General features: G+C 70.2%; 9 protein-coding genes, 6 tRNA genes and 1 pseudogene. 6 read left to right on the plus strand and 10 right to left on the minus strand.

All coding sequences use genetic code 11. The features are described 5' to 3' along the window. Positions 1-3: 3 nt before the first annotated feature. Entirely contained in the window at positions 4-759 is a 756-nt protein-coding gene (locus BTZ20_RS11480; RefSeq protein WP_077041446.1) for a pyrimidine reductase family protein, read from the minus strand. Between the two features lie 34 nt (positions 760-793). Between BTZ20_RS11480 and zapE the strand changes: the two genes are divergently transcribed. After that, entirely contained in the window at positions 794-1,807 is a 1,014-nt protein-coding gene (zapE, locus tag BTZ20_RS11485) for a cell division protein ZapE (protein ID WP_077041447.1), read from the plus strand. Here the strand turns inward: zapE and BTZ20_RS11490 are convergent. Both BTZ20_RS11490 and BTZ20_RS11495 read right to left on the minus strand, forming a co-directional pair. Next, entirely contained in the window at positions 1,804-2,340 is a 537-nt protein-coding gene (locus BTZ20_RS11490; RefSeq protein ID WP_077041448.1) for a GNAT family N-acetyltransferase, read from the minus strand. The two genes, zapE and BTZ20_RS11490, sit on opposite strands and share 4 nt — an antisense overlap. Positions 2,341-2,344: 4 nt before the next feature. Next, positions 2,345-3,628: an MFS transporter gene (locus tag BTZ20_RS11495; protein WP_262982568.1), complete on the minus strand. Its 1,284-nt coding sequence runs from the start codon at positions 3,626-3,628 to the stop codon at positions 2,345-2,347. A 17-nt stretch (positions 3,629-3,645) separates the two neighbouring features. Here BTZ20_RS11495 and BTZ20_RS11500 point away from each other — a divergent pair, with 17 nt between their 5' ends. After that, positions 3,646-5,034: a GH1 family beta-glucosidase gene (locus BTZ20_RS11500; RefSeq protein ID WP_077041450.1), complete on the plus strand. Its 1,389-nt coding sequence runs from the start codon at positions 3,646-3,648 to the stop codon at positions 5,032-5,034. Continuing rightward, entirely contained in the window at positions 5,034-5,957 is a 924-nt protein-coding gene (locus BTZ20_RS11505) for an alpha/beta hydrolase fold domain-containing protein (RefSeq protein WP_077041451.1), read from the plus strand. Before BTZ20_RS11500 ends, BTZ20_RS11505 begins: the two co-directional genes overlap by 1 nt. Here BTZ20_RS11505 and BTZ20_RS11510 read toward each other — a convergent pair. From BTZ20_RS11510 to BTZ20_RS11540, 7 genes and pseudogenes are all read right to left on the minus strand, one after another. Next, positions 5,941-6,321 (minus strand): DUF2784 domain-containing protein, encoded by a 381-nt coding sequence (locus BTZ20_RS11510; RefSeq protein WP_077041452.1) that lies wholly within the window; start codon positions 6,319-6,321, stop codon positions 5,941-5,943. The two genes, BTZ20_RS11505 and BTZ20_RS11510, sit on opposite strands and share 17 nt — an antisense overlap. A 47-nt stretch (positions 6,322-6,368) precedes the next feature. After that, positions 6,369-7,447 (minus strand): annotated as a pseudogene (locus BTZ20_RS29780) (metallophosphoesterase). 188 nt (positions 7,448-7,635) lie between these two features. Further along, positions 7,636-7,710, minus strand: a tRNA-Val gene (locus BTZ20_RS11520). Between the two features lie 30 nt (positions 7,711-7,740). Next, positions 7,741-7,812: transfer RNA gene (locus BTZ20_RS11525), tRNA-Gly, on the minus strand. Positions 7,813-7,892: 80 nt separating this feature from the next. After that, positions 7,893-7,964: transfer RNA gene (locus BTZ20_RS11530), tRNA-Val, on the minus strand. A 1-nt stretch (position 7,965) separates the two neighbouring features. Beyond that, positions 7,966-8,036: transfer RNA gene (locus tag BTZ20_RS11535), tRNA-Cys, on the minus strand. Positions 8,037-8,060: 24 nt separating this feature from the next. Then, a tRNA-Gly gene (locus BTZ20_RS11540) sits at positions 8,061-8,132 on the minus strand. Between the two features lie 331 nt (positions 8,133-8,463). On the opposite strand from BTZ20_RS11540, the gene BTZ20_RS11545 reads away from it, so the two are divergent. The 3 genes from BTZ20_RS11545 (at position 8,464) to BTZ20_RS11550 (ending at position 19,272) form a co-directional block, all read left to right on the plus strand. Next, positions 8,464-8,535, plus strand: a tRNA-Val gene (locus tag BTZ20_RS11545). A gap of 145 nt (positions 8,536-8,680) precedes the next feature. Continuing rightward, positions 8,681-9,229 (plus strand): beta-ketoacyl synthase N-terminal-like domain-containing protein, encoded by a 549-nt coding sequence (locus BTZ20_RS29785; protein ID WP_262982569.1) that lies wholly within the window; start codon positions 8,681-8,683, stop codon positions 9,227-9,229. Continuing rightward, positions 9,226-19,272, plus strand: coding sequence for a type I polyketide synthase (locus BTZ20_RS11550; protein ID WP_262982570.1), 10,047 nt, complete (start codon positions 9,226-9,228; stop codon positions 19,270-19,272). The genes BTZ20_RS29785 and BTZ20_RS11550 overlap by 4 nt, the downstream gene beginning before the upstream one ends. Positions 19,273-19,284: the final 12 nt, after the last annotated feature.

Raw genomic sequence — 19,284 nt, forward strand, 5'->3', positions numbered from 1 at the left:
CGCTCAGCCGTTCCGCTCGCGTACCCAGCGGGCGAGCAGCGTGCCGTCCTCGTCCCCGAGCAGGTGCGCCCGACGCATCGCGGTCGCGGCGGCGTTGGGGGAGAAGGCGATCCGCGGTGCGGTACCGGCGACCAGCAGCGGGGCCGTGGTCAGGCACAGCTCGTCGACGGCGTCGGCGGCCAGCAGCTGTCCGAACAGCCCTGGCCCGCCCTCGCACAGCACCCGTGCCAGGCCGAGCCCGTGGAGGGTGTCGAGGATCGCCGCGGGCGGCACGGTGGACTCGCCGAGTTCGAGAACCCGCGCGCCGGCCGCCTCGAGCCCGGCCTTCCGATCCCGGGGTGCGGCGGCGGTGGTGAGGATCAGGGGCGCGGTGGTGGTGTCGGTCAGCAGCCGGGACGTCGGGTCGATGTCGGCGCTCGCGGTGACGACGGCGACGGGCGGCGCGTCCGCCTGGCCGCGCTCGCGTCTGCGTGCGCGGCGCTCCGCGGTGACCCGGGCGCCACCGTAGTTCTCGGCCCGCACCGTTCCTGCGCCGACCAGGATCACGTCGGCCAGCTCGCGCAGGACGCCGAACAGGCGCTTGTCGGCCGGAGTGCCCAGCCCGGCGGACGTCCCGTCGGCACTCACCGCGCCGTCGATACTGGAGACGAAGTTGACCCGGACCCACGGTGCGGACGTCGTGTCCGGATAGACGTGCAGGTCGCGGAGTTCGTCGTCGTCGAGTGGTGTGAGGTGGGTCGCAATATCGAGGCGCTGCATATGGGAGATGACAGCACGTCGATAACCTCCATGCATGCACGAGCGTCTTGTTGATCGCAGTCCGGTGGTTCAGGCGGACCAGCTGATCGCACAAATGGTCCCGCCGGCGATGTTCGACGAGGTCAGTTTCGCCTCCTACATCCCCGACCCGAACGAGCCGAGCCAGGCCGCTGCCGTGCACAAGGCCGAGGAGTTCGCGGCCAAGGTGACGAAGATCCGTTCCGGCGGACGGCGAGGGTTGTTCGGCAAGAAGGCCCAGGCCAGCGGCGCGGGCCTGTACCTCGACGGCGGCTTCGGCGTCGGCAAGACCCACCTGCTGGCATCGATCTTCCACAGCGTGCCCTCGCCGAAGGCGTTCGGGACGTTCGTCGAACTCACCCACGTGGTCGGCGCGCTCGGCTTCAACAACGCGGTCGAGCAGCTCTCCGGCCACAGCGTGCTCTGCATCGACGAGTTCGAGCTCGATGATCCGGGCGACACCATGCTCGTCTCGCGCCTGCTCACCGAACTGTCCGCGCGTGGCGTGTCGATCGTGGCCACCTCCAACACCCTGCCCGGGCAGCTGGGCGAGGGCCGGTTCGCGGCCCAGGACTTCCTGCGGGAGATCAAGAAGCTCGGGTCGATCTTCGAGACGATCCGGGTGGACGGCCCCGACTACCGTCACCGTGACCTGCCGCCCGCGCCGGAGCCGATCTCGGACGCCGAGCTCGCCGACCGTGCCGACGGGATCCCGGGCGCGACCCTGGACGACTTCGACGCCCTGTGCGCGCACCTGAGCACCCTGCACCCCTCGCGCTACAACAAGCTGATCGCGGACGTGCCCGCGGTGTTCCTGCGGGGCGTGCACCCGGCCCAGGACCAGTCCGTCGCGCTGCGACTGGTCGTGCTCGCCGACCGCCTGTACGACGCGAGCATCCCGGTCACCGTGTCCGGCGCCAAGCTGGACGAGATCTTCACCCCGGAGATGCTCGCGGGCGGCTACCGGAAGAAGTACCTGCGCGCGACCTCGCGGCTGCTCGCGCTGTCCCGTTTCGAGGTCGCTGCCTAGACCGCGCGCTGCATCACGAAGTCGTGGTGCAGCTGCCCGCCGACCAGGTTCGTCTTCGTGCCGACCCTCTCGAACCCGTGCTTGGCGTAGAAGCGCTGCGCCCGCGTGTTCACCTGGTTCACCCCGAGCCAGACTCCTGCGGCACCGAGGGCGCGCGCGTGGTCGAGGGCGGCGGTCATCAGCGCCGCAGCCACCCCGTCGCCGTGCCGGTCCGGCAGCACGTACAGCTTGCTGATCTCCAGGGTCGGCAGCAGTGTCACCGCCGCCAGTACATCGGGATCCTCGGGGGTGCCGTCGATGAGCATCGAGTAGCCGATGATCCCGTCCGCGCCGATGGCCTTGAGCACCGTCCGGTCCGGCGCGGCCAGGTACTCGGTGAAGCGGGCCTCCGACAGCATGGTTGCGACGAAGTCCGCGACCTCGGTCTCGGTCGCGGTCGGCGGGCACGCCAGCGGGAACGTCTGGGTGGCGAGGGCGGCGAGCGCGCCCGCGTCGGATGCGGTCGCGCGGATGACGGCAAACTGGTTCGGCATCGGTCTAGTCGACCACACGCGTCAGGTCGGCGGAATCGGCCCCTGCGGCGACCCGTTTGGGCCGGAACGCGGGGGCCAGCAGGAACAGGGCCACCGCGAACAGCAGCGGCAGCACGAAGCCGATGCGCAGATCGGAGACGGCGGCGACCGCACCGACGATGGCGCCGCCGACCAGCGTTCCCGCGTAGTTGAACAAGTTGAGCCGGGCGATCACGGCGTCGGTCTGGTCCGGCGGGGCGAGCCGACCGGCGGCGCTGAAGCACAGCGGGGCGATGACGGGGGCGCCGAGTCCGACGATGAGGAATCCGATGATCGCGACGGTCGGGCTCTGCGCGACGATCACGACGACCAGCCCGAGCGCGGCGATCGCCGCGCCGACCCGGACGACCGCGACCTCGCCGTGGCGCCGCACCCAGAAGTCGCCGGTCAGGCGGGAGACGAGGCCCGCGGTCTGATAGGCGGCGACCGCGAGGGCCGCCGTGCTGGCGCTGGCGAGCAGCAGGTCCTTGAGGTACAGCGCCGACCAGTTGCCGACGCTGAAGTCGATGGCGAAGAACAGCGCCATCGCCGCACCGAGGGCGAGGAACGGGCGCATCGGGATCGTCAGCGGCGCGGCGGACGTGTTCGCCTCGGCCTCTGGTCCGACCTCGAGCAGTCGCGGTCCGATCAGCAGCGTTCCTGCGGCGACCCCGAGCGCGGCGCCGAAGATCGACACCGGCAGGCTCACCTCGAGCGCCGAACAGGCCGAGACGTACAGCGCACCGACGATGGCGCCGACGCTCCACGCGCCGTGGAACGACGACAGGATCGACCGACCGTAACGGTGTTGGATCGCCACGGCCTGCATGTTGGTGGCCGCGTCGACCATGCCGAGGCCGATGCCGTACACGGCGAACCCGGTGAAGAACGCGGCGGGGGACGGCGCGAAGGCGATCCCGGTGCCTGCGCAGGCGATGACGAACAGTCCCGCTCGCAGGGTGGTCTTGCTCGAGGTCCTGGTTGCCAGGTACTCGGCGATCACGCTGCCGACGGCCGCGACCAGCGAGACCAGCACCACCGCGACGACGATGGTGGAGTCGTCGAAGCCGTACCGGTCCTTGAACTGCGGGAGCTGCGTCAGGAGTGCGGCGAGGAACATGCCCTGCAGGCCGAAGCCAACGGCGGTCGACACGCGAGCGGCCCGCAATGCGGGGGTGGGGAGCGTCATGAGGCCAGTGTGCTTTCGCCGGGCCCGTTTCGGGCGGTGTGTTGATGAATTCAAGCACCGCACTGGACGTGCGTCCAACATTTCGGCAAACTCGGCTCATGACTGCGACTGAAACCAATCCGACGTTCCCTCATGGCTTTCTGTGGGGCGTCGCCACCGCCGCCTATCAGATCGAGGGCGCGGTGGATGAGGGTGGGCGGGGCCGCTCGATCTGGGACGAGTACTGCGAGCGGCCCGGCGTGATCGTCGGAGGCGAGACAGGAGTGGTCGCCATCGACCACTACCACCGCTACCGCGAGGACGTCGGGCTGATGCGCGACCTCGGCGTCGACGCCTACCGGCTGTCCGTGTCCTGGTCCCGAGTGCAGCCCACCGGCAGTGGTCCGGTCAACGAGGAGGGTCTGGATTTCTACGACCGCCTAGTCGACGAGCTCGTCGCGGCCGGGATCGATCCGGCCGTGACCCTGTTCCACTGGGACCTGCCGGTCGAGCTGCAGGAGGCGGGCGGCTGGCTCAACCGCGAGACCTCCTATCGACTGGCCGAGTACGCCGACATCGTCGGTCGCAGGCTCGGCGATCGTGTGCGCATGTGGATGCCGTTGAACGAGCCGGTCGTGCACACCCTGTACGGGCACGCGCTCGGCGTGCATGCCCCCGGCCAGGAACTGGGCTTCGGCGCACTGCAGGCCGCCCACCATCAGTTGCTCGGCCACGGGCTCTCGGTGCAGGCGCTGCGCGCGGCGGGGTGCGGCAACATCGGCATCGCCTCCAACCACGCGCCTGTACACGCGGCCAGTGAATCGGAGGCCGATGTCGCCGCCGCCGAGATCTACGACCACATCGTGAACTGGACGTTCGCCGACCCGGTCCTGCGGGGCAGCTACCCGGCGGAGGAGTTGGCCGCGGCACTGCAGGGGCCGGTTGCCGAGGACCTGAAGGTGATCTCGCAGCCGCTCGACTGGTTCGGCATCAACTACTACGAGCCGACGCTGATCGCCGCGCCCACCTCCGACGAGGGGAGCAGCGGGGTCCTCGAGGTCGACCTGCCGCCGGGGATGCCGTTCCAGCCGGTCGCGCTCGAGGGCTACGAGCGGACGGACTTCGGCTGGCCGATCGTCCCCGCGGGACTGCGCGAGATCCTCGGGATCTTCGCGGATCGGTTCGGTGACGCGCTGCCGCCGATCTACATCACCGAGAGCGGGGCGTCGTTCCACGACGACGACCCCGACGAGAACGGCCGGGTCGACGACCGTCGCCGGATCGACTACCACCGCGAACACCTGCACGCGGTCCGAGCGGCGATCGAGGACGGCGTCGACGTGCGGGGCTACTTCGCCTGGTCGATCTTCGACAACTTCGAGTGGGCGGCCGGGTACAAGGAGCGATTCGGGCTCGTCCACATCGACTACGAGACCCTCGCCCGGACGCCGAAGGACTCCTACTTCTGGTACCGCGATCTCATCGCCGGGCACGCGAGCGTGAGCTGATGACCAGCCTGGCAAGCCGATTGATGCCCGCAGCGCTCGCGTTGCGCGGCAGCAGGCGGGTGGGCGCCGAGGCCACCCACCGGGAGATCGCGGGCCGGGCGTTGCGGCCCCGTTCGTTCAGCCCACCGCGCGGGCTCGACCGGCGGGTCGACATCCGATTGGAGCGCACCGCCTCGGGCTGGCCGGTGTACTCGGTGGCCGCGCACGGCGCGTCGCGGCGGGATCTGGACAGCGCGCTCTACCTCCACGGTGGCTCCTACTTCCGCGAGATCACCCGGCAACACTGGCTGCTGGTCGCGGATCTGGCCCGGTCGCTGCCGATGGAGGTGGTGGTCCCGATCTACCCCCTCGCGCCTGCGGCGACCGCGGACATCGTGGTGCCCGCGGCCGCCGACCTCGCCGAATGTCTGATGGGGGAGTGCGGTGCCGAGCGGTTCTCCCTACTCGGCGACTCCTCGGGCGGGGGAATGGCGCTGGCAGTCGCGGTGGCGTTGCGGGAACGCACCCTCGCGCCGCCGCGGCGCACGGTGTTGATCTCGCCGTGGCTCGACATCACCGCCGACGACCCGGCCATCGCCGGCCTCGCGGCACACGACCCGTGGCTGAGTCCGGACGGCCTGCGGGTGGCGGGCGAGGCGTACCGCGGCGCACTGGACCCGGCGGATGTTCGGGTGAGCCCGATCAACGCCGACCTCGACGACCTGGGGCACATCACGGTGTTCACCGGCACCCGGGACATCCTCAACGCGGACGCGCGGCGGCTGCGCGAGCGAATCGCGCTCAGCAACACCGAGTTCGAGTACCACGAGGAGCGGGACATGTTGCACGTCTACCCGCTGTTGCCGACGCCAGAGGGCAGGGCGGCCCGGCGGACCCTGCGCGGCCTCGTCGACCCGAGGGGCGCGATCAGCTCGGCGCGCTGACCCTGGCCCGGGTCGGATGCCTGCGCCGGATGAGGAAGCCGGTCCAGGACACGAGGACAACGAGCCCGGCGAGCATCTGCAGCAGCGTGGTGTACCGCTCTGGGTAGACGACACCGGTCAGGTAGGTGTCGATGAATCCGGTGCGCAGCCCCTGCTCGCCTGCCTCGTGCCTGGCCCAGTTCTCGAGGTGGGTGAGCGGGCAGTCGAACCCGAACACGATGGTCGAGAAGCCCCAGCCGGCGAGCACGAGATGCGGCCAGATCGCCCACGGCCAGCGCCAGGCCAGGAACCCGCCGGCGACGACGTACACCAGGAACGCGAAGTGCACGGTCATCGTCGCCTCGGCGAGCACCCGAAAGACCATGTGGCCATTGTCCCTCCGGGGCGAGCCGGAGGGGTACGCCTCGGTTGTTACAGGCGGCGGTTGAACACTTCCTTCGCCTTCGAGGTCGTGATGTCGACCGTGTACACGCGGAGCGTGGCGGCGGTGGGCGAGAGGTCCATCACCATGAACCCGACGTCCGCGAAGTTCTCGAAGAGGCTCTTGTTCGTGGTGGAGCTGGCCTTGCCGCTGCTCGTCTTCCCTGCGGCACCGGAGACGATCTGACGGGTGCCCTTGGACTCGACGGTCGGCTCGAGGACCTGCAGCGAGTGATCGTGTCCGGCGAGGAGGAACTGGCAACGTCCGAGGACGTGCTCCTCGTAGAACTTCTTGGCGTCGGCGCCGTTCGCGGGAGGGACCGGCATCCCGTCGTACTTGCCCGCGTTGCCGTGGGATCCGTTGCTCAGGTAGGGGTGGTGGGCGCAGGCGACCTTCCATTTCGCAGGCGAGGCTGCGATCGCCGCGTCCAGCCACGCGCGCTGCTCGTTCATGAACTGCCCGTCCGCCGCCCAGTAAGGGCGAGGATCGGGGGCAGCATGGCGGCGACCGGGTTCATGTCGAGGACGAAGAACTCGACCACCGGGTTCTTCTCGGGCACGCGGACCGAGTAGTAGCGGCTGGGCATCCACCACCGCCGGGAGAGCTGGTGGTAGTCCACCTCTTCGTCGCCGCGCAGCAGCCAGCCGCCGTCGCCGGGGAAGATCGCGCTGTTGTCGTGGTTGCCGAGGGCCATCACCCAGGGGAAGTCGAGATCGTGGTTGGGGTCCTCGAACTTCGCCTTGAACTGGGTGTCGTTCTCGTTGGTCGGGCCCATCTCGTAGATGTTGTCGCCGAGACCGAGCGCCATCGAGAAGGGCTCGCGGCTGTGCAGGTCGCGGATCGCGTCGGCCACCGCCCACTGCGCCTTGGTGCCGGTGCCCGCGTCGCCGGTGATCAGCACCCGAAGGTTGGTGTCCGCGGGAAACGGGAACTTGCCTGCGCCTGCGGCGGGTGTGGTGTCGGCGGCGGCCGCGATCCCGGGTGCCATGGCTGCCAGCGGCAGGGCGGCGCCCGCCGCGGCGGCACCTGCCAGGAATCGGCGGCGATCGATCTGGTTGAACTCCATCACAGTCCTCGGGTCGCATCGTTCGGTGTCCGGACGAGCAAACCTTAATGTGAACGGCCGTTCAACTCGACAGGCCAGGCCGACGTCGGTGTTCACCCGCCGTTCAGACGGTGTGCACCCCGTTGCTGCTCCGATACGACTGCTGCCCCGATACGACGAAAGCCCCGGCCAGTGGCCGGGGCTTTCGATGATGGTGCGCGATACTGGGATTGAACCAGTGACCTCTTCCGTGTCAGGGAAGCGCTCTCCCGCTGAGCTAATCGCGCGGGAAGCCGGAACCGGGTCCGGCCCAAACGAGCGGATGACGGGATTCGAACCCGCGACCCTCACCTTGGCAAGGTGATGCGCTACCACTGCGCTACATCCGCATTGTGCACTACCGGACCCATTGTGTAGGTCCGGCGGTGCGTGTACAGAAAAGGCACCCGTCCGGGTGCCTTTTCCTTCGTGCGCGATACTGGGATTGAACCAGTGACCTCTTCCGTGTCAGGGAAGCGCTCTCCCGCTGAGCTAATCGCGCGAGGTGGAGACGGGAATCGAACCCGTGTGCACGGCTTTGCAGGCCGTTGCCTCACCACTCGGCCACTCCACCGTCAAGGTCGAGTCCAACCTCGAGAGCGGATGACGGGATTCGAACCCGCGACCCTCACCTTGGCAAGGTGATGCGCTACCACTGCGCTACATCCGCATTGCACTTCCGGGGGCGGCGTTGCTGCCTCCGTGGTGCGAGATGAAACATTAGCCCACGGGGTGTGTAGTCACAAATCGCCAGTTCAGTGGCGGAAACGGGGAACGGATGCAGTGCATGTACCGCACTGTTTCTCCGCATAGACGGGGGTGGGCTCCTGTTTCTGGCCGCCGTCGGGTCGGAGGGCAGGACGGACGGAGAACGAGGGTCGGGCGGTAAGTGGGATGTGGTTCGACGGGTGTGGGACGGGGCCGGACTGCGGTTTTTCACTTCCGCGGAAGTCGTGTTAATGTTCCATCCCGTCCGGCCGCGAGAGTTCAACGCGCGGCTCGGTCCCGTGGCTCAGTGGGAGAGCGTCCGCTTCACACGCGGAAGGTCGCTGGTTCGATCCCAGCCGGGACCACAAGAAAAAGCCCCCTCATTCGAGGGGGCTTTTTTGTGTTCTCGATCTGCCTCGTGACCGGCAGACCGCTGCCTCCGCGAGGTGGTGGCGGATACAATCGGTGTCCCGCGCTGATACGGGGGGCTCAGATTGGAGCTGATCTCGGATGGCCGATCAGGCGAAGCTCCTCGACTATCTGAAGCGGGTGACCGCAGAGCTCTATCAGACGCGGGAGAAGCTTCGTGAGGCCGAGGGAGTCAGCCGCGAACCGATCGCTGTGATCGGGATGGGCTGCCGGTACCCGGGCGGGGTCCGGTCGCCTGAGGATCTGTGGCGCCTGGTCGAGTCGGGTTCGGACACCGTCACCGGGTTCCCCGAGGACCGCGGCTGGGGGATCGCGGACCTCTACGATCCGAAGGCCGAGCAGTCCGGCAAGACCTACACGGTGCAGGGCAGCTTCCTCGACGACCCGGCCGGGTTCGATCCGGAGGTCTTCGGTATCTCGCCCCGCGAGGCCCTGGCCATGGACCCGCAGCAACGTCTTCTCCTCGAGACGAGCTGGGAGACCTTCGAACACGCGGGCATCGATCCGAGGTCGGTGCACGGTGCCCAGGTCGGCGTCTTCACCGGGCTGTCCGGTATCGATTACGCGGCGCGGGCAGGCGGGGCGCCACCCAGGACCTCGAGGGTTACTTCATCACCGGCAACGCCATGAGCGTCGCCTCCGGACGCGTGGCATACAGCTTCGGCCTGTGTGGACCAGCGATCACCGTCGACACCGCGTGCTCCTCGTCCCTGGTGTCCATCCACCTCGCCATGCAGGCGTTGCGCAGCGGTGAGTGCGAACTGGCCCTCGCGGGCGGGGCGACGGTCATGGCGACACCAGCGGTGTTCGTCGAGTTCAGCCGCCAGCGCGGACTGGCACGGGACGGGCGGTGCAAGGCCTTTTCCGCCGCCGCGGACGGCACGGCCTGGGGTGAGGGCTCGGGAATGGTCGCGCTGGAAAGACTTTCCGACGCGGAGCGAAACGGTCGCCGGATACTGGCCGTCATCCGTGGCAGTGCGGTGAACCAGGACGGTGCCAGCAACGGTCTGACCGCTCCGAACAAACAGGCACAGGAGCGGGTGATCCGGCAGGCCCTTGTCAGTGCCGGGCTCGGCCCGGCCGATGTCGACGCCGTCGAGGCACACGGAACCGGAACCACGCTTGGCGATCCGATCGAGGCGTCCGCCCTGCTGGCCGGCTACGGCCGCGATCGCCCCGCCGACCGGCCGCTGTGGCTCGGCTCGGTGAAGTCGAATCTCGGGCACACCCAGGCGGCCGCGGGCGTGGCCGGGGTGATCAAGATGATCATGGCGATGCGTCACGGCGTCCTGCCGAAGACGCTGCACATCGACCGGCCGACCCCGCACGTCGACTGGTCCGCCGGTTCGGTGTCCCTGCTCACCGAGAACCGCGACTGGCCGGAGACCGATCGGCCCCGACGCGCAGCGGTGTCCTCGTTCGGCATCAGCGGCACCAACGCGCACCTCGTGCTGGAGCAGTCACCGTCCGTCTCGCCGTCGCCCGACGAATCGACCGCCCCCGAAGCCGAGGTCGTGGCCTGGTTCGTATCGGGCCACACCGAACCTGCGCTGCGCGCCCAGGCCGAGCGATTGCGCGAGTACGTCGCAGGCCATCCCGAACTGACGCCCGCCGAGGTGGCCGGGGCGTTGCTGGGTTCGCGCGCCGCCTTCGACCACCGCGCCGCCGTGATCGGCGCGGAGCCCTCGGGTCTGTTGGCGGGGCTCGATGCGCTCGGCCGTGGCGCGCCCAGTCCCGATGTGGTGACCGGCCTGGCCCTGGAAGCAGGGGACCGGCCGGTGTTCGTGTTCCCTGGCCAGGGTGCGCAGTGGGTGGGCATGGCCGCCGAACTGCTCGAGTCGTCGCCGGTGTTCGCCGACAGCGTGCGCGAATGCGCCGACGCGCTGGCGCCGTACACGAAGTTCTCCCTGCTCGACGTGCTCCGCGACCGCGATCCGTCCTCTCTGGACCGGGTCGACGTCGTGCAACCCGCGCTGTTCGCGGTGATGGTGGCACTCACCCAACTGTGGCGCGCGTACGGCGTCGAACCGGCGGCCGTGGTCGGACACTCGCAGGGCGAGATCGCCGCCGCCTGCGTCGCGGGTGCGCTGAGCCTGTCCGACGCGGCGCTTGTCGTCGCCGCGCGGAGCAGCGTGATCGCCGCGTCGGCGCGACGCGGCGGCGGGATGGCCTCGGTGGCACTGCCCGCGGACGCGGTGCGGGCGAGGATCGAACCGTGGGCGGGCGCCGTCGAGGTGGCGGCGATGAACGGTCCCTCCGCGACGGTGGTGTCCGGTCCCGTCGACGCGCTCGACCTGCTGGTGGGGCAGTTGCAGGGCGAGGGCGTCCAGGCCAGGCGGATCGCGGTGGAGTACGCCTCGCACTGCGCGGATGTCTCGGTGTTGCGGGATCCGATCCTCGACGCGCTCGCCTCGATCACACCCCGCCGGTCGCGGATCCCGTTCTATTCGACGGTGACCGGTGGCGCGCTGGACGGCGCCGCGCTCGACGCGGACTACTGGTACCGGAATCTGCGGCGCCCCGTCCGGTTCGAGCAGGCGACCAGATCGCTGGCCGCGGACGGCTATCGATTGTTCATCGAGTCGTGCAGCCATCCCATCCTCACAGTGCCGTTGCAGGAGACCCTCGACGCGGCGGGCGTCGCGGGCCGAACCATCGGGACCCTGCGGCGCGATCGAGCGGGCATGCGCCAGTTCACCGCCGCGCTCGCCGAGGCACAGGTGTCGGGGGTGCACATCGACTGGGACCGGGTCGGCTGGGCCCGACGCGACGACCGGCAGCGGTGGGTGGACCTGCCCACGTATGCCTTCCAGCACCGTCGCTACTGGCTGGACGGTCCGGTTCCGCACGGGGATGTCGGGTCGGCGGGCATGGACACCGGCGGACACCCGATGCTCGCCGCGTCGGTCGAACTCGGTGACGACCGGGGCGTGGTGTTCACGGGCTTGCTCTCCCCACAACGCCTTCCGTGGCTGCGTGACCATGCGGTGAACGGAACCGTCATCCTGCCCGGAACGGCATTCGTGGAGCTCGCCCTGCACGCGGGGAACCGCGTCGCGCTCGGCGGGCTCGAGGACCTCGCGATCGAAGCGCCCCTGTTGATCCCGGCCGAGGGTGAGGTGGCGGTGCAGGTGAGCGTCCTCGCCGACGGCGACGGCGGCCGCTCCACGGTGGCGGTGCACTCGCGGCCTGCGGATGCCTCGGGGGAGACCCCGTGGACCAGGCACGCCACCGGCACGCTCACGGCTGCCGTCGGTTCCGCCGACTCCGGCGAACAGCAGTGGCCGCCTGCCGATGCCACGCGGATCGACGTCGGGGGTCTGTACGGAGTGCTCGACGAGGCCGGCTACGGGTACGGCCCGAGCTTCCGTGGGCTGCGCGCGGCGTGGCGACGCGGCGACGAGTTGTACGGCGAGGTGAGTCTGGGCGGCGAGGACCCGGCCGAGGCGGTCGTGGGATACGGGATCCACCCGGCCGTGCTCGACGCGGCTCTGCACGTGATCGCGCTCGGGAGCGCCGCGTCCGGCGCGAGCGGTGTCCGGCTGCCTTTCGCCTGGGGCGCGGTGCAGTTGCACGCCGTCGGCGCCACAGCTCTGCGTGTGCACGTCACGACGATCGGTCCCGAGCGGTACCGGGTGTCGGCGTTCGACGTGGCGGGCAAACCCGTGTTGACCGTGGATTCGTTGGCGCTGCGGCCGCTCGGGGACACCCAACTGCCCGCAGCCCGCTCAGGCGAGAACCTCTACCGTGTGGAATGGATGCCGGTGGGCGCGGCCGCGGCGACCGGGGCGGATCTGGTGCCGCTCGCGGAGGCACTGGCGGGCGGCGACCACTCCGGCCGTGTGCTGTGGCTGGATTGCGAGCCGGGTGGGGAGTCCGATGTGCCGACCAGGGCGCACGCCGCCGCGGAGGCAGCGTTGACCGCTGTCCAGTCCTGGCTCCTCGAGGATCGACTGGCGCAGACCCGCCTGCTCGTCACGACCCGGCTCGGGGTTGGCGTGCGCGACGGCGAACCGATCGACGACGTGTCCGCCGCACCGGCCTGGGGGCTGATCGGCGCGGTGCAACACGAATTTCCGGACCGCATCTGCCTGGTGGACCTGGATGCGGCGGCGGGTGAACCAGCCGATCCCGCGCTGCTGGCAATGGCATTGGCCTGCAACGAACCCCAGCTGGCGATCCGGGACGGCGTCCTCCTGGCGCCCATGCTGGCCGCGGAGACGCCCGTCAGGACCGCACTCGATGCGGATCCGGCCCCCTTCGGTCCGGATGGCACGGTCCTCATCACGGGTGGCACCGGGACCATCGGCAGGTTGGTCGCCCGCCACCTCGTCACGAGATACGGGGTGCGCAGGTTGGTGTTGACCGGCAGGCACGCACTCGACGCCGACAGCGCGGCCGAACTGCGAGCCGATGTCGCCGAGTCGGGGGCCGAGATCCGCCTGGTCGCATGCGACGTGGCCGACCGCGAGGCGGTCACCGCCCTGCTCGCCGACATCCCCGACCTGTCCGGCGTGATCCACGCTGCCGGGGTGCTCGAGGATGCCACCGCCGCCACGGTGACCCGAGACCAGCTGCACGACGTCATGCGACCCAAGGTGGACGGTGCCTGGCACCTGCACGAACTGACCCGCGACCACGACCTGTCGGCGTTCGTCCTGTTCTCCTCCGCGGCGGGTGTGCTCGGCGGCGCAGGCCAGGCCAACTATGCGGCCGCGAACGTCTTCCTCGACGCCCTCGCGCAGCACCGTCGCGCCCGCGGGTTGCAGGCGATCTCCCTGGCCTGGGGGCTGTGGGATCGTCCGAGCGGGATGACCTCCCACCTGAACGCGGCAGACCTGGACCGGTTGCAGCGCTCCGGCATCGACACCATCAGCCCGGAGTCGGGGTTGGCCCTGTTCGATGCGGCGCTGGCCGTGAACCGGCCGCTGATCGTGCCGATCCGTCTCTCGACGCGCCCCTCCCGTTCCGATGCCGAGTCCCTGCCGCCGATCCTGCGCCGCGTCCTCGGGATCCGTCGCCGGGTCGCCGCCACCGAATCACCCACCGGCCTGGCCGACGAGCTGCGGGCACTCGATCCCGGCGAGCGACACGGCCGGGTCCTCGACCTCGTCACCACCCATGTGGCGGCCGTACTCGGCCACGACAGCAAGGAGGCGATCGACCCGGAGCGGGCCTTCAAGCAGCTCGGCTTCGACTCGCTGACCGCGGTGCAACTGCGCAACCAGCTCGCGACCGCCACCGGCGTCGGACTCGCCGCGACGGTGGTGTTCGACCATCCCACCGCCGATGCGCTCGCGCAGGAGCTCGTGGCCCGCCTGCTCGGGTCGGACGCGGCACCGCAGCCGACCCGGCCTGCGCGTACCCGCAGGGGCGAGGACCCGATCGCGATCGTCGGGATGGCGTGCAGGTATCCGGGTCGGGTGTACTGCCCTGACGACCTGTGGCAACTCGTGCGCGAGGGCCACGACACGGTGGGCGCGTACCCCGACAACCGCGGCTGGAATCTCGCGGAGGTCTACCACCCCGATCCGGAGCGCGCCGGCACCACCTACATGAGCCAAGGGGGATTCCTCTACGACGCCGACGAGTTCGACGCCGCGTTCTTCGGCATCAGCCCGCGCGAGGCGATCGCGATGGACCCCCAGCACCGGCTGCTCCTCGAGAGTGCCTGGGAAGCGTTGGAACGGGCGGGGATCCAGCCGAACGGACCGGGACTCACCGACACCGGCGTGTACGTGGGGCTGATGGGCGGCGATTACGGCTTCCACCTGATGAGCAGGCGCAACGTCGACGCCGAGGGCTATCTGATGACCGGCACCAGCAACAGTGTTGCCTCCGGCCGGATCTCGTACTCTCTCGGCTTCACCGGGCCCGCGGTCACGGTGGACACCGCCTGCTCGTCATCGCTGGTGGCCATGCATCTCGCGGCGCGGGCCCTGCGCGACGGTGAATGCACCCTCGCGTTGGCAGGAGGGGCGACGGTGATGTCCACACCCGGGGTGCTGATCGAGTTCAGCCGCCAGCGCGGCCTCGCCGCGGACGGCAGGTGCAAACCGTTCTCCGACCGGGCGGACGGCACCGGGCTCAGCGAGGGCGCGGGAATGGTGGTGCTGGAACGGCTGAGTGACGCCGAACGCAACGGCCACCGGGTGCTGGCGATCGTCCGCGGATCGGCGATCAACCAGGACGGGGCCTCCAACGGGATCACCGCACCGAACGGGCCGTCCCAGGAACGGGTGATCCGCCAGGCGCTGGCCGATGCCTCGCTCGCACCCACCGACATCGACGCGGTGGAGGCGCACGGCACCGGCACGACGCTCGGTGACCCGATCGAGGCACAGGCGCTGCTGGCCGCCTACGGGCAGGACCGCGAGGGCAGGCCTTTGTGGCTCGGTTCGGTCAAGTCGAACATCGGCCACGCCCAGGCCGCGGCGGGGGTCGCAGGCGTGATCAAGATGGTGATGGCGATGCGGCACGGGGTGCTGCCGCCGAGCCTGCACGGCGACGCCCCGACCCGGCACGTCGACTGGACCGCGGGAGAGGTCTCGCTGCTCGCCGAAGCTGTGTCGTGGCCGGAGACCGGGCGACCCCGTCGCGCTGCGGTCTCGTCGTTCGGCATCAGCGGCACCAACGCGCACCTGATCCTCGAACAGCCACCCGACTTCCCGACGCCCGATCCCTCGCCGCGGTCGGCCTCGCCGCTGGCCTGGGTGATCTCCGGAAAGACCGGCGACGCGCTGCGGGCGCAGGCAGCTCGGCTGGCGGAGTTCCTCGACGACGCGGCAGATCCTCCCGATCCGGCCGACCTCGCCTACTCCCTGGCCACCACCCGATCCGGTTTCGCCCACCGCGCCGCGGTGATCGGCGAGACGCTCGCCGACCTGCGCGACGGCCTGGACCGCATCGTGGAGGGGCGACCTGGCGGCGACGTCATCGACGGGACCAGCGTCCGCGGCAAGACGGCCTTCATGTTCACAGGACAGGGCGCGCAACGGATCGGGATGGGCCGTGGCCTCTACGAGGCCTACCCGGTGTTCGCGGAGGCACTGGACGAGGTCTGTGCCGCACTCGACGAGCATGTGGAAGTCCCGGTGCGGGAGGTGATCTGGGACGACGCCGACGGCGGCGCCGCCAAGCTCGACAGCACCGAGTACACCCAGCCGGCCCTGTTCGCCATCGAGGTCGCGCTCTATCGGCTGCTGCGGGACTGGGGCATCACCCCGGACTACCTGATCGGCCATTCGATCGGAGAGATCACCGCGGCACACGTCGCGGGAGTGTTCAGTCTGCCCGACGCCGCCGCGCTGGTGGGCGAGCGGGGACGGTTGATGCAGTCGACGAAACCGGGCGCGATGATCGCCGTCCGTGCTGGGGCCGAGGACGTGCTCGCACGGATCGACGACCGGGTCGACCTGGCGGCCGTCAACGGTGCCGAATCGGTGGTGCTCGCGGGCGGTGAACGCGATCTGGACACCATCGCATCCGAATTGTCCGCCGCCGGCATGAAGACCACGAGCCTGCGGGTCGAGCGGGCCTTCCATTCCACCCTGATGGACCCCATCCTCGACGAGTTCGCCACCGTGGTGTCGAGGCTGACTCCGCAGCCGCCGAGTGTGCCGGTCATCTCCAACGTCACCGGTCGCGTCGCCACCGCCGAGGAACTCGTGTCCCCGGACTATTGGACGCAGCACATCCGGCAATCGGTGCGCTTCCACGACGGCATTCGCGCCCTCGACGAGCTCGGGGTCACCCGCCTCGTCGAAGTCGGTCCTGGCGCGACCCTGACCGCGCTCGCCGCGGAGGTCGTCCCGAACGCGATCGCAACGCTGCCAGGGCGCGGAGACGAGGCGCACGGCATCATCGCGGCGGTCGCGGCGGCATACGTGCAGGGCGTCCGCATCGACTGGGATCGGGTACTGCCCGGGCGCCGCCGGGTCGACCTGCCCACCTACGCGTTCCAGCGTCGTTCCTTCTGGCCGTCGACGTCGATGCGGAGCACCGGCGATCCGACGGAGCTTGGGCTCGGCGCGGCGGATCATCCGCTGCTCGGCGCGGCGGTGAGCCTCGAGGACGGCGCGCTGATGTTCACCGGACAGCTCTCCCTGCCGCGCGATTCGTGGCTCGTGCCGCCGCCGGTCGATGACGGTGAGGCGCCCTCGCCCGACGCTCCACACTCGGTCTCGAGTGCGGTGCTGGTCGAACTCACGCTGCACGCGGCCCACCACATCGGTCTCGACCACATCGACGAGCTCACGCTGCACCAGCCGCTGACCCTCCCGTCGCCGGGGCAGGCATCGATCAGGGTGCTCGTGTCGCCTATCGACGCAACCGGTGGTCGCACCGTCACCATCTCGTCGAACGCGGCCGAAACCGACAGCCCCGATGCCTGGGTCCGGAACGCCTCCGCGACGATCGACGACGTCGTGGGGCCCGCGGCGGCTGCCGCGCACCAGGTTCCTGACGACGCCGAGGCCGAGGTGCGCCTGGAGGAAGGCACCGACGCGACCGGCTACGGAATACATCCGGAGCTGTTGGAGGCCGCGATCGAGCCGATCCTCGGGTGGGACGGCTGGCCGGTGACGTGGTCGGGAATCCGCCTGCACACCGTCGGAGCGGAAGCGGTGTCGGTGCGGTCCGAGGCGAGCGAGGACGGGCGATATCGCCTCGCCCTCGCCGACCCCCGAGGCGAGCCGGTGCTGACCGTCGACGCTCTGCGGGTGGTGCCGAGGGCCGTCGACGCGGCGGGTGCGGGTGGCAGGTCGGCCCCGCCCTTGCACCGGCTGACCTGGATTCCGGTCGAGGACCCCTCGTCGGCGCCTGCACCGGGACCGGTGGTCGTCCTCGGCTCCTGGTGGCCGGGCGAGCGGGGCAACGGTTCGGCTCTACCGCACCATCCCGACCTGGCGGCGCTGCGAACCGCGATGGAGTCCGTCCCCGACGGCGGCGACCGGGTCCCCTGGACGGTGCTGGTCGGATGCGGAACCGGGGGCGAGCACGCTCCGGACGCGACCCACGAACTGTGCGCTCGGGTGTTGGACCTGTTGCAGGAGTGGCTGGACGACGACATCGTCGCCGACAGCAGGCTGGTGATCGTGACCCGCAACGCGATGGTCACCGACGACGGGCAGGACCGGGACGCGGGCGCCGATCTCGCGGCCGCGGCGGTGTGGGGACTCGTGGGGTCCGCACAGAACGAGAACCCGGACCGGTTCGTCCTGGTCGACCTCGACGACGCGGCGGATGCCGAAGCCGCGATCATGTCGGCATCGGCGAGCGGGGAACCCCAATTGGCGGCCAGGAGCGGCACTCTGCTCGCACCCCGATTGCGGCGGATGCCCGCCGTCGAGACATCGGCGCCGCTCGATCCGGACGGCACCGTTCTCGTCACCGGCGGCACCGGCACCCTGGGGTCGTTGGTGGCCCGGCATCTGGTCGCCGCGCACGGGGCGCGGCATCTGGTGCTGACCAGCAGGCGTGGACCCGACGCCGAGGGGTGCGACCGGTTGCGTCGCGAACTCGCCGATCTGGGTGCCGAGGTGAGCATCCTCGCCTGCGACACCTCCGATGAGTCGGCCGTCGCGGCGCTGCTGGCGGGGATACCGCGGGAGCACCCGCTGACCGCGGTGATCCACGTGGCAGGCGTGATCGACGACGCCACCCTCGGCTCGTTGACCCCCGAGCGTCTCGACGCGGTGCTGCGGCCGAAGGTCGACGCGGCCTGGCATCTGCACCGGTTGACCGCGACATCCGGGGTGCAGGCCTTCGTGCTGTTCTCCTCGCTCGCCGGCGTCCTCGGCGCGCCGGGACAGGCGAACTATGCGGCGGCGAACATGTACCTCGATGCCCTGGCCCGGCACCGCCACACCCTCGGTCTTCCCGGGGTGTCGATCGCGTGGGGCATGTGGGCACCGCCGAGCACCATGACCGACAGCCTCGGGGCAATCGATCTGGCCCGGGCGCGCCGCAGCGGCATGGTTCCGATGACCGCTCCCGACGGCCTGGCCCTCTTCGACAACGCGCTGGCCGCAGGCGTTCCGGCCGTGGCCGCCGCCCGGTTCGACCTCTCCGGGTCGGCCGCGCCCTACGTGCCCGCCCCACTGCGCGGCCTGATCCGGGAACCGCGCAGGCGTGCCGCGGGGTCGGGATCGGCCGGATCCAGCGGGTCCGAGCCGTCCGATTGGGCGCTGCGACTGGCGGACCTGTCGATTCCCGAACAGCGGCACCTGATGCTCGAACTGGTACGGGCAGGCGCCGCCACGGTGCTCGGCCACGACGCTGCGGACTCGGTCGACCCCGACCAGGCGTTCAAGGAACTCGGCTTCGACTCGCTCGCCGCCGTGGCGCTCCGCAACCACCTCGGTGCGGCAACGGGGCTGCGGTTGCCGCCCACCATGGTGTTCGATCACCCGAGCTCTCGTGCCGTCGCCGAGTTCCTGCGCGCGGAGCTCGTTCCGGATCCGGTGTCGGTGGCCTTCGCCGACATCGACAGGCTTCGCGCGACAATTGCCGAGCTCGGGGAGGACACCGAGGCCAGGGCGGCGCTCGCGCAGCGCCTGGCACACCTGTTGGCCGAGGTCGGCACGGGCCGTGGTGATAATGCCGACGCGGTCGACAAGATTCACGCGGCGACCAGCGAGGAAATCCTCGACCTGATCGATCGCGGCCTGTGAATCCGCGCCGGT

The organism is Rhodococcus sp. MTM3W5.2, from assembly GCF_001984015.1.
Lineage (GTDB): Bacteria > Actinomycetota > Actinomycetes > Mycobacteriales > Mycobacteriaceae > Rhodococcus_G > Rhodococcus_G oryzae.

Excerpts from the sequence above, each read along its gene's own strand:
- BTZ20_RS11480 (WP_077041446.1), bottom strand. The coding sequence starts at position 759 with ATGCAGCGCCTCGATATTGCGACCCACCTCACACCACTCGACGACGAC.
- zapE (WP_077041447.1), top strand. The coding sequence starts at position 794 with ATGCACGAGCGTCTTGTTGATCGCAGTCCGGTGGTTCAGGCGGACCAG.
- BTZ20_RS11490 (WP_077041448.1), bottom strand. The coding sequence starts at position 2,340 with ATGCCGAACCAGTTTGCCGTCATCCGCGCGACCGCATCCGACGCGGGC.
- BTZ20_RS11495 (WP_262982568.1), bottom strand. The coding sequence starts at position 3,628 with ATGTTGGACGCACGTCCAGTGCGGTGCTTGAATTCATCAACACACCGC.
- BTZ20_RS11500 (WP_077041450.1), top strand. The coding sequence starts at position 3,646 with ATGACTGCGACTGAAACCAATCCGACGTTCCCTCATGGCTTTCTGTGG.
- BTZ20_RS11505 (WP_077041451.1), top strand. The coding sequence starts at position 5,034 with ATGACCAGCCTGGCAAGCCGATTGATGCCCGCAGCGCTCGCGTTGCGC.
- BTZ20_RS11510 (WP_077041452.1), bottom strand. The coding sequence starts at position 6,321 with ATGGTCTTTCGGGTGCTCGCCGAGGCGACGATGACCGTGCACTTCGCG.
- BTZ20_RS29785 (WP_262982569.1), top strand. The coding sequence starts at position 8,681 with ATGGCCGATCAGGCGAAGCTCCTCGACTATCTGAAGCGGGTGACCGCA.
- BTZ20_RS11550 (WP_262982570.1), top strand. The coding sequence starts at position 9,226 with ATGAGCGTCGCCTCCGGACGCGTGGCATACAGCTTCGGCCTGTGTGGA.